General features: G+C 38.0%; 9 protein-coding genes and 1 pseudogene. 4 read left to right on the top strand and 6 right to left on the bottom strand.

The window, feature by feature from the left end:
• Together HCUR_RS04260 and HCUR_RS04255 are read left to right on the top strand one after the other, a co-directional pair.
• Window positions 1–179: transposase (locus tag HCUR_RS04260; protein ID WP_165780568.1), on the top strand; the 179-nt coding region annotated here is incomplete at its 5' end.
• 85 nt (window positions 180–264) lie between these two features.
• Window positions 265–657, top strand: a complete 393-nt coding sequence (locus HCUR_RS04255; protein ID WP_104206906.1) for an IS630 transposase-related protein — start codon at window positions 265–267, stop codon at window positions 655–657.
• A gap of 639 nt (window positions 658–1,296) precedes the next feature.
• Here the strand turns inward: HCUR_RS04255 and HCUR_RS04250 are convergent.
• The 6 genes and pseudogenes from HCUR_RS04250 to HCUR_RS10215 form a co-directional block, all read right to left on the bottom strand.
• Window positions 1,297–2,499 carry a glycoside hydrolase family 5 protein gene (locus HCUR_RS04250; RefSeq protein WP_243397269.1) on the bottom strand — a complete coding sequence of 401 codons (1,203 nt, stop codon included), beginning with the start codon at window positions 2,497–2,499 and terminating at the stop codon, window positions 1,297–1,299.
• Window positions 2,499–4,052 (bottom strand): apolipoprotein N-acyltransferase, encoded by a 1,554-nt coding sequence (lnt, locus tag HCUR_RS04245; RefSeq protein WP_165780744.1) that lies wholly within the window; start codon window positions 4,050–4,052, stop codon window positions 2,499–2,501. The genes HCUR_RS04250 and lnt overlap by 1 nt, the downstream gene beginning before the upstream one ends.
• Window positions 4,053–4,134: 82 nt before the next feature.
• Window positions 4,135–4,962 carry an LpxI family protein gene (locus tag HCUR_RS04240; RefSeq protein ID WP_165780743.1) on the bottom strand — a complete coding sequence of 276 codons (828 nt, stop codon included), beginning with the start codon at window positions 4,960–4,962 and terminating at the stop codon, window positions 4,135–4,137.
• The gene (locus HCUR_RS04235) at window positions 4,953–5,216 is read right to left on the bottom strand and encodes a hypothetical protein (protein ID WP_165780742.1); all 264 of its coding nucleotides are present in this window, start codon (window positions 5,214–5,216) and stop codon (window positions 4,953–4,955) included. Before HCUR_RS04235 ends, HCUR_RS04240 begins: the two co-directional genes overlap by 10 nt.
• Window positions 5,213–5,845, bottom strand: coding sequence for a DNA polymerase III subunit chi (locus HCUR_RS08580; RefSeq protein WP_207760916.1), 633 nt, complete (start codon window positions 5,843–5,845; stop codon window positions 5,213–5,215). Before HCUR_RS08580 ends, HCUR_RS04235 begins: the two co-directional genes overlap by 4 nt.
• Before the next feature lie 327 nt (window positions 5,846–6,172).
• Window positions 6,173–6,280: pseudogene (locus HCUR_RS10215) on the bottom strand (IS630 family transposase); the annotation flags it as partial.
• Between the two features lie 1,213 nt (window positions 6,281–7,493).
• Between HCUR_RS10215 and tuf the strand changes: the two are divergent.
• Together tuf and rpsJ are read left to right on the top strand one after the other, a co-directional pair.
• Window positions 7,494–8,681 carry an elongation factor Tu gene (gene tuf / locus HCUR_RS04225; RefSeq protein ID WP_104206901.1) on the top strand — a complete coding sequence of 396 codons (1,188 nt, stop codon included), beginning with the start codon at window positions 7,494–7,496 and terminating at the stop codon, window positions 8,679–8,681.
• Window positions 8,682–8,685: 4 nt separating this feature from the next.
• Window positions 8,686–9,003, top strand: a complete 318-nt coding sequence (gene rpsJ, locus HCUR_RS04220; RefSeq protein WP_104206900.1) for a 30S ribosomal protein S10 — start codon at window positions 8,686–8,688, stop codon at window positions 9,001–9,003.
• Window positions 9,004–9,006 lie beyond the last annotated feature (3 nt).

Genomic DNA, 9,006 nt, shown 5'->3' with positions numbered 1-9,006 from the left:
GGATAGAGGGGGGCTTTAAGGTTCAACGGAGACGATGGGTTGTAGAACGAACATTTGGATGGCTTGGTAGAAATAGAAGGCTATCAAAAGAATACGACTTGCTTTGTTCTTCTACAGAGAATAACATTTACATGTCACTTAACAGACTACTCTTGCGCAGATTCTTTCCTCCTAATTAATTTGCGGATAAGCTCTAAGAATAATTTAGCTTGAAAATAGGATTAAATTCGTTATAATTGGTAAAGAATAATAAAAAATATACAGATGAAAAAAAAGCAATATAGTCTAGACTTAAAAGAAAGAGTAATAGAATACATAAAATTAGGTCATGATCAAAAGACAAGCGCAAAAATGTTTATGGTGAGTAAAAGTAGCGTAAGTAGATGGTGGATAAGGTACGAAAAAGAAGGAGTTATCAAGCCTTCAGTAAGATTAGGAAGCAAGGGAAAAATAGATCCAGATCAGCTAAAAATTTATGTTGAAAATAACGAAAATAAAACATTAGCAGAGATCGCTAGGCTGTTTAACGTAAGCATCTGTTCTGTCTATAGAAGGCTTAAAAAGTTGGGCTTTAGCTATAAAAAAAAACCTTTACCTATGTGGAGACTTGTGAAGAAAAATGAAATAAATATCAATAAACAATCAGTTATACAGTGATGATGGCGGTATAAAGATGATTTTTGTAAAGACAGAGGGTAGGGTAAGAAAAGTGAAAAACTGGTTGGTAGGAAGCGTGGTACATGGTCCAAAAGAACCCATAGCATCGCTGAAATCATGGATGATACATCAATAGTTCCCCTGTTTTTTAACGGTTTTTGAAATAAAGATTCTTTAATCAACGTTCTAAATCTAGCAGAAGAGGCAATTTTGGATCAGATCTTATGCCATAACACTTATAAAATAGAAGCATTGATTGAATCACTTGGCTTCGAGCTAGTTTTCTATCACCACGTTCGTCTGACCTCAGCCCCGTTGAAAAATTCTGGTCTGCTATGAAACGATGAATTAATCATAGCATTACTTAATGTACTGAATTATATAAGGCACTACTTAAATTATTTTAAATCCTACTTTTAAGCTAAATTACTATACATAGAAAAATGAGTCATAAAAGCCTAGATCACGGAGTATTCTAAATTTTTAAACTTCCTTGAATCTTTTTTTAATTGATTCACTCGGAAATGCCGGATGTATTAAGTAAATAAAATTTGAGAAACATTACTCTCTACATAAACCTATTTTTGCTTATTGTATTACTTTATTTCAGAAAGTGCTAATGTTTCTTTTATTCCTTTTTTAGTGAGATGATTTTGATGCATCTAAAGCTTTTTTTATTATTAAGAATGCCGGGTGCGTACTGACACGCTTTAATTTTACAGTTTTTCCTTGCTCTAAGGCTTTCCAATACCTCCAAGGTAGTCTTTGAGTTCCCAACTCGTAATCCATTCCATCCCACGTATCTTCACGAAAAGCGTAAAACGCAAAATGCCACCCTTCTTGGATAAAAATAGAAATTAAATCCTGAAAATAGTGTTCTAATCCAAAGCATGTGCGATGTGCACCAAACTCTCCAACAAGGATTCGGGCGCTTGGAATTTTATAAAATTTTTGAAAGAATATCACCTCAGAAAAATAATTTTTAAGCGCTTTTTTATCCCATTTTTTGCCCTCTATGCGACCTGGGTACTTAAATCTTCCTTTATTGATTTGGCGATTTGTATATTTATAAGGTTCATATATGTGAAGACAATACACAAGCTTTTTGTCTTTGTGGGGCTGAAGCAAACGAAAAGTTTGCGCATCTGCGTAGGCAGAACTATCTAACATAATGGGCGTATAGGCGTCGGTTGTTCGTATACTCTCTATAATCCGTTTATAAACATTGTAGAGTATTTTTTGCACTTCCGCCTGACGAACCGTATTGATATGAACTGTTTTAGGTCTAAATATCCGTTCGGGGTGAGGCTCATTAAGAATATTATACCCTACAATTCCTGGCTCATTTTTTAATTCCTGCGCTAAATCTCGCCAAAACTGTGCTGCTTGTAGTTGATACGTTGTTTTTTTCCAAATTCTTAAATCGTCTCGGTCCTGGTTATTCTGTTTCCAACGAGATCCAGGAAGGCTCAGCATTGTAAGTACTACAGGTAATTTTTCTTTATAGCACATGGCTATTATTTTTTTTAGTACTTTTAGGTCTTCTTTGATTAATCCACGATAATTATCTGCATTTCCCATTAAGAAATCACGATGAGCACTTACAAATTTATCTGGAGCGATACGCAGGAACTGAATACCGTATTGCTTAGCCGCTTTTACGTCTTCTAACGTTACTTTTCGGTTAAAAATATTTGCCCCTTTTTTCTGAGTGTTCCAAAATTTTATTTTCTCTTGAATTTCTGTAGTAGCCAGGCTATTGGTGCTCATTAAGAATAGCCTTAAAAAATGCTTACAAATTTTTTTGTAATATTTATTAAAATGAATATACCTACTGTACATCACCGTTTCCTCCACAATGAATACCCGCCGACAAAAAAAGTCATTAGGATCAGCATTCCTGTATAGATGTATCCATGCCAAACACAGTAAGACGGAGTTGGAAGCGGTAATAGCGTATCTATATACCCTCTTTTCTGTAGGGGAAGTGTTACGAGTGTTCTACCCATACCATCAAATACTGCAGAAATGCCTGTATTTGCGGCACGTAACACAGGAAGACCAGTTTCAATAGCGCGAAATTGAGCACTGGCCAAATGCTGAAAAGGACCCGGAGTATATCCAAACCATCCATCATTGGTCAGATTTAAGATCCATTGCGCTTTGGGACAAGACGTGGAGATGGGAAAAATAATCTCGTAACAAATTTTCATGATACACGGCGGAGTACCTAACGCCTGAATAATAGAAGTTTCTTTTTTGCTTTCCTTCATGTTTCGGGTTCCAGGAGTCAAGACTTGTAAAATCCAGAGCGGAAAAATTCGGGTTAAATATGCACGAAAAGGTAGATATTCTCCAAAGGGAACTAAGTGCTGTTTATGATACAAAATTTTTCTTGTTCCTTCTGGTGTAACTTGAATAATACTATTGAAACTTTCTTCTTCAGTATGTAATAAAGCTCCAGCAATCAAATGAGAAGGATATTTGTGGGTCCAAGCTAGGAGAGGAATACTTTCAAGATGATCGAAAGACAGTGAAAACGGTACCGAAGTTTCGGGCCAAATGATGTGAGTAATAGGAAAAAATGTTTTTTCTCCAGAGAGCTTACATAAAATATTCCAATTGATACTAATCCGTTTAGCGTCGTGTTTTTCGCGCTGTGAAAAATTAGGTTGTACCAAGCGAAATGCTCCTTGAGAATGAAAGCGTACTGGAAGACGATGTAATCGCACCAGACACCAAGAGGTCAAAAATGCCAGTCCCAGTGTCATATATCCTGTACCTTGCCACCAGGAACGGTGTGTGGAGCATGCCAAAAAAGAACGGGCAGGCCAGCTTAATAAGGTTAAGGTTACCAGTCCCAAGCCATAGCTAGATAAGAAACTTGCACTTTGGGCAATACATAAGGTTTGAGACCAAATATATGCTGTAAGATTCCAAGGAAATCCAGTAAATAATACACCTTTTAAATATTCTGTACCACTATATAAAACGCACCATATAAGACCAAAAGCCTGGGGAGAGGGCCAGAAATGGCGTTTTCCCCACCAAAGTAAGCCACTCATAACACCGATATAACAAGCAAAAATCCCAGGAATTCCAGCAACACACACAGGCCAAAACCACGCAAATCGCAATGGGTCTACCCATAAACTTTCTCCAATCCAAAAGACACTGGTCATATGCCAACCAAAACTCCACATCCATCCTATAGTCAAAGCTTCGTTTAATGTTTTACTGGCGTAGAGTTTGGTGATTAAAGCCCCCCAAGTAAAAATTAGAACCCACCAAATATAGAAAGGCCCCCATGCAAGAGAAGACAAGGCGCCCGCCACCACACACTTCCAGGAACTAGAAGATAGCCACGCTAAACAATTTGAGGGAGTCTTGTACATCGCTAATGCCATATTTCTTCCTATCAGTGTCTTTTATAAAAGGTACTGTAAAGAAGGCGGAGAGAGTTGTCCTGTGCTTCATTTAAAATTTCCATAAAAATACCCCATGTTCTTGAACCCCAGTATAAAAAGCGGGAGGGTCTAAAACCAGTACACTGTGCGCTTCGATTCCCATTCCTTGAAATCCTGCAGCAGACAGTGCATATACTGTATTCAATCCAACCACGGGTAAGTCTGTAGCACGAGATTGATCTTTTTTTGCCATTTTAACATATACGGGGGGACGAGTTAAGGAGCCCCGTTCTGCCAAAACACCACACCGAGTAATGCACGCATCGGTTCCCTCTGCCGCTTCAATACCTAATACTCTACTTCCCTGAATTGCAAGACCTTGTCCAATATCCCAGCACGATATATGTTGTAAAATTTTAGCACCTCTTTGGATATCTTCCAGAGCCTGAGCATGGGGAAGAACCCGACCAATTTGTCCCTTTTCAGTCAAAAGACCGGGAAGTATATCCTGAGTTTTCACCAATGTTAATCCTAGTTCTTGAAAAAATTCCAGCATGGTCGTTAGTAGTGCGTCATCTCCAAACCAACTCATTCCTAAACGATATAATAATTTGCGTGCCAAAGCATCGGGACGCAGAGCGCTTAACTTTGGACGATAAAACTTTCCCACCAATGCAATGTGCTGAATGTGATGATGACGCAAAATATTCAAAGTTTCTTGAAGACGTCCTAAAGAAAGCCACACATGAGGCACCTCTTCTGTTAACGCTTTTTGCGTCACATTATAGTAAGCCAAAACAAACACATGCCATCCTTGAGTTTTCAAGGCGTCTTTTACTAAAAACGGCAGGCTTCCTTCGCCTCCTACCAGTGCAATTCTACGACCAGCTATTTGCATAAGGTAGAGTCTAGTTTGTAGAACTGAAGATTTAGAGCGCGCTGGGCACATTCCTGACGGCGTTTGAGTGCAAGATAACAGGGAAAAATACGTTTTTTTTCTTCTTGTTGCTGTTCTTGGCTTATCCAGGGAACCCAGGCAAGAGGAATTTCTTGGCTTTGCTCCACTGTCTTTTCACCGCGCCACTGGGTTCCTAAAGAGCAGCCTCCTAAACTGTTTACACACATCATAGCTACTACTAAATGTCGGATCAAATCCATACACCTTTTTTCCACTGGGCATTATGATAGCGCCATACCCAAGATGCTTGAACGGCTTTATTCTGAATCCAAGTGGTGGCGTGTTGAAATACATCAGTCTCTTCCGACATTAAAATCCAAATCCAGTGGCTAAAAAGATAAATATTTAACGCTTCTTGCGGGATGTATCCTGTAAGAATTCCGTAGTGTGAATTATTTTCATTAGTAAGTCCTCGGGTGATCCATATGGGGTGATCTTCGGGTCTATCCTCTTTTAGATCACTGCCGTGGGCTAAAAAAGATTTTGAACTGAAGGTCCATAACTGATCATCCCATCGCTCTGCTTCCTGAAATGATTGCCCTAGAATACTGCACCGCCTACGCTGAAGAAGAATTTTTTCAACAACTTGGGGTAAAACTTTTTCTTTAGGCTGAAGCGCATTACACCAATAGACTACACAACTTTCTAATTTTTGCTGGGCTGTTTGTTGTGAAGTTATTTGTTTTTTCAATAGAGAATCCTGAAAAAAATCATTTTTTCTGATTATGGCAAAATTTATATTTTCTGTAAAGCAGAAAAGCGTTGTGCTCAGAGCCCCCTCATGAAAAATTTTGTATAAAACGCTTCGATAGTAAACGATCATTCTATTCAGTGACCTTACGCAGTCCCCCTTGATAGATTTTCTCTTTATGGGGGTCTTAGTGATTTGCAGTAAGCAATAATTTAGAATAATATGCCTTAGATGTACAATACTAGATTGTGCGGTAGTACTACACAAATGTGCCAGACCCGCTGAGTCCATAGGTTCGAAAATAAAAAACAATCAAGAGATTTTGATCGTTCTTTCTATGCCATTAAGTCCAAAACCGTGGCCAAGTAGAAGAAGAGAGAAACGGTAAAATGTACGCTTATGAGGTCAAAAAATTCTCGTTTAACAACACTTATAGTAAATTTAGTTTGAAAATGAGATTCAAAATAATTGAAGTAAGGCCTTATAGAATTTAGCGCATTGAGTAATATTACGCTTAATCCGTCGTTTTATACTAGCCCAGCATTTCTCAATAGGGGATAGATCAGGCGAATATGGTGGTCAGAACACTAGTCCACAGTCAACTGATTTCATTAATTCTTGTTTCTTATAAGTTAGATTATAGAACGAGGGATGATCCCAAATTACTCCTTGTCCGGGATTTACTGCTTTGATTCAATACTGTTTTTCCCAATGATTAAAAAGATCTATGTTGTAAAAACCGTTAAAACGCATAGGTGCGATGGATTGCGTCTTCATTAAGCGCACTATGTGACAGCTTTTTTTGTAATATTTACCACTCTTTTTAGAAACCAGTGTTTTGTTTTTTTTTTCTAATCTCTATCTTTGCAAATTGCTATATCAACATTACTTTAAGCAATATATACAAGACTGTGTATCCATGTGACTTTTTTTTAGTTGTTTGAATACTTCAGTGGCACATCCTTTGCTTCCGCTTACCTTTGCTTATGGAAAACTCATTCCTGATATCTTGCAATCTAATATTTTTATTCTTCTTTGACAAATTAATATTCTCCCGTTTCAATAGTCCAGTTTACGTTGACACTCGAAACGTTTTTATGCCATCTACCAACTATATTCCTGTGTGTCTCAAACACTTTTAATGTTTTCTTTTGTGTTTTTCTTTAACTTAAGGCGTATATACTTTATGGGCTTGTGGATATTTTTATTTTTGCCCTCTACGTACCTAATTTAAGGTAACTTTAACCATAATAAAGAAAAAGTTTAGCTTTGTATAGCCATTAATAGAGCATTAAAGTAGTGTTTACGTTAAGCCCCTTAAACCATAGGGGCAGTCTGAAGTTGCGCCATTTTCAAGGAATTTTATCCAAGCTGTGCTCTTATAGCACTCCATAAGATAATTCATTGATAAAGAATATTAAATTTATCAAAAGATGAATTAATATAACGATATTTTGATAGTATTTGTACAAGATGCTTAAAAGAGAAATTTATGATACTTATGATCAACGTAAACAGAATCCTATAATGCGTGTGAAGACTTAATTAATTATACCAAGGGACTTAAACCGTTTAAAGATTTAACATCTTATGGATTCAGTCATTAACAACTCTGGAAAAACGATCCGCAAATGTTTACTATTGATCTACGTTATCACAATCTGGCACTGATACATACCTATGCTAAAAAAGAGAAAAATAAGTTTTTTTAGAATATGCTCTTGATTGTATTGGTGGAAATGTGCTACATATTATGAAAATAAAGTTAGAAAAGAGTTTTATGTCGAAAGAAACGTTTAAGCGTGGTAAACCTCACGTTAACATCGGTACTATTGGGCACGTTGATCATGGAAAGACTACGTTGACAGCAGCGATTACGAAATACGCTAGTCAACATGGCAGAGGGCAATTTCAGGCATACGATCAAATTGATGCTGCTCCTGAAGAGCGTGCTCGAGGAATTACGATTTCTACGGCTCATGTAGAGTATGAGACAGAAAAAAGACATTATGCCCACGTAGATTGTCCGGGACATGCGGATTATGTAAAAAATATGATTACCGGTGCTGCCCAAATGGATGGTGCAATTTTGGTAGTTTCTGCCACGGATGGTCCCATGCCTCAGACCCGAGAACATATTTTGCTCGCCCGTCAAGTAGGTGTTCCTAAGATGGTCGTATTTATCAATAAGATAGACTTGATGAAAGACGTTGAATTAGTAGACTTAGTAGAGATGGAAATCGTAGAACTTTTGACGCAATATGGGTTCGATGGAGAAAATACTCCCATTATTCGAGGTTCTGCTGCGAGAAGTTTGAATGAAAATACTCCAGAGGCATCTGAATGTATTAAAAAATTAATGGATGCCGTGGATGATTATATTCCTACACCGGAGCGTGATATACAAAAGCCCTTCTTGTTATCGGTAGAAGATGTTTTTTCTATTTCTGGTCGTGGTACAGTGGTGACTGGTCGCGTAGAGCGAGGAAAAGTTAAAGTAGGAGAAGAAGTAGAGATTATTGGTTTGCGAGATACGGTGAAGTGTGTAGTTACAGGAGTGGAGATGTTTCGTAAACTTTTAGATGAAGCTCTTGCGGGAGATAATGTGGGAGTTTTGCTTCGAGGGATTAAAAAAGAAGACGTGGAGCGGGGACAGGTTTTGGCAAAACCAGGAAGCGTGAAGCCTTATACTAAGTTTAAAGCTGCTATTTACGTTTTGACTAAGGAGGAGGGGGGGCGTCACACACCTTTTTTGAGCAATTATCGTCCTCAATTTTATTTTCGTACTACCGATGTTACTGGCAGTATACAGCTTGAAGAGGGACGTGAAATGGTTATGCCCGGGGATAATGTGACTCTTTCTGTTGAGATGATCTCTCCTATTGCAATGACGGAGGGAGATCGGTTTGCCATCAGAGAAGGGGGCAAAACTGTTGGCTCTGGCGTAGTTTCAGAAATATTAGGGTAGATTGATGTCGAATTTTCAAAAGATTACAATGTATTTAAGAAGTTATGATCCGGCATCTTTGGCACGTGCAGTAAATTCTATTGCAGAAACCGCTTCTCGTTCTGGTGCTAGTGTTTCTGGTCCTGTTCCTTTTCCTAAGAGAGTTCGTAAATTTACCGTGTTACGATCTCCTCACGTTAACAAAGAAGCAAGAGACCAGTTTGAAATTGCATCGCATTGTCGGTTCATTACCTTAGAAATTCCGCCCCAATCTTCAGTCATTGAGGCGCTTAAAGGTTTGGATTTAGGGTCAGACGTTAATATACAAATTAAGGTGGGGTGAAAA

The sequence above is a fragment of the Holospora curviuscula genome, assembly GCF_002930195.1.
Taxonomy (GTDB): domain Bacteria; phylum Pseudomonadota; class Alphaproteobacteria; order Holosporales; family Holosporaceae; genus Holospora; species Holospora curviuscula.
This window is presented reverse-complemented; position numbering and strand designations above follow the sequence as displayed.

Coding starts and splice junctions, on each gene's coding strand:
- HCUR_RS04255 (WP_104206906.1), top strand. CDS start 265: ATGAAAAAAAAGCAATATAGTCTAGACTTAAAAGAAAGAGTAATAGAA.
- HCUR_RS04250 (WP_243397269.1), bottom strand. CDS start 2,499: ATGTACAGTAGGTATATTCATTTTAATAAATATTACAAAAAAATTTGT.
- lnt (WP_165780744.1), bottom strand. CDS start 4,052: ATGTACAAGACTCCCTCAAATTGTTTAGCGTGGCTATCTTCTAGTTCC.
- HCUR_RS04240 (WP_165780743.1), bottom strand. CDS start 4,962: ATGCAAATAGCTGGTCGTAGAATTGCACTGGTAGGAGGCGAAGGAAGC.
- HCUR_RS08580 (WP_207760916.1), bottom strand. CDS start 5,845: ATGATCGTTTACTATCGAAGCGTTTTATACAAAATTTTTCATGAGGGG.
- tuf (WP_104206901.1), top strand. CDS start 7,494: ATGTCGAAAGAAACGTTTAAGCGTGGTAAACCTCACGTTAACATCGGT.
- rpsJ (WP_104206900.1), top strand. CDS start 8,686: ATGTCGAATTTTCAAAAGATTACAATGTATTTAAGAAGTTATGATCCG.